This is a genomic window from Sphingobacterium sp. UBA7253, from assembly GCF_002472745.1.
Lineage (GTDB): Bacteria > Bacteroidota > Bacteroidia > Sphingobacteriales > Sphingobacteriaceae > Sphingobacterium > Sphingobacterium siyangense.
In genome coordinates this window covers 26,086-27,033 of the sequence record NZ_DKSP01000123.1, presented here as the reverse complement: position 1 = coordinate 27,033, position 948 = coordinate 26,086, and the positions used below count along the sequence as shown (strand labels likewise).

General features: G+C 40.6%; 2 protein-coding genes and 1 pseudogene. All 3 read left to right on the top strand.

Annotation, left to right across the window (positions count from 1 at the left end):
* Positions 1-143 (top strand): Imm32 family immunity protein (locus B2X72_RS26725; RefSeq protein WP_422663692.1); only part of this gene is annotated, 143 nt, incomplete at its 5' end.
* A gap of 5 nt (positions 144-148) precedes the next feature.
* Positions 149-604, top strand: a complete 456-nt coding sequence (locus B2X72_RS12780) for a hypothetical protein (protein WP_286802336.1) — start codon at positions 149-151, stop codon at positions 602-604.
* 146 nt (positions 605-750) lie between these two features.
* A pseudogene (locus tag B2X72_RS12775) lies at positions 751-948 on the top strand (Crp/Fnr family transcriptional regulator); the annotation flags it as partial.

Genomic DNA, 948 nt, shown 5'->3' with positions numbered 1-948 from the left:
CCAACAAACAGGGACTTATTTCATTGGCCAAGCAACTTTTGATACTCGCGCAGGATGAGGTGCCTAAAGGCGCCCATTTCCATTTGGATGAAACGAATGCCCTTGAAATGAACGCTGTTCCGATGATTTTAGAAAAACGATAAAGATCATGAAAATACATCACCTCATAAGAAGCAGCCTACTTTTTTTATTTTTAAACTGCATGACGTTGATGGCTGTTGGGAAGGAAATTTTGTATGTATTTCCAGATTCCGTAGAGAGAATACTGGAACAACATTTAAGTAAATACAGCCTAAATAATGATAAAGAAAGGGTTTATTTGGATCTCGCTAGAAACGATAAATTTTATCGGTTAACAATCGGAACCTATTTTGTTGACCGGGATGATGATGTGACCCGTTGGATTAAAGCGAGCAATCGCTTGGGTTTAGTTAATACAAAGAAATATCCCCTGTTGATTGATGTGGATTTTGATTTCGGCGCACCAGAAGAGACGGCTTTGGGGACTTTTGGAAAACGAGAAGGAAAGGTCAAACGTACGCGGGTTCTGATGCATGGCTTTAGCGTGAAATTCACTAAAAATGGAGCGATTTTGAAAGAATAGGATAACAGGCCATGGGTACAAATCTCTCCCTATAAAAGTCGGTGGATATAGACTTTTATAGGGGGAGAATAGCAAAGAAGTTTTTGATTCTTTATACTGTGAAGGATTGTCTTTTCCTTCGGTAAAAATTTGAGCGGGTTTTTCGTATGTTGGTGCAACGTCGGCTCGCTGTTCTGCAAAATAGGCTGATCCATACAATCGCCAAACCAGCCGCCGATCGCTATCTGGAATTTATTGAACTATACCCGACTATTTCCCAAAGGGTACCGCAATACTATATTGCATCCTACTTGGGGGTTTCACCCGAATTTGTCAGTATTATACGTAAGCGGCTTGCTGCAAAG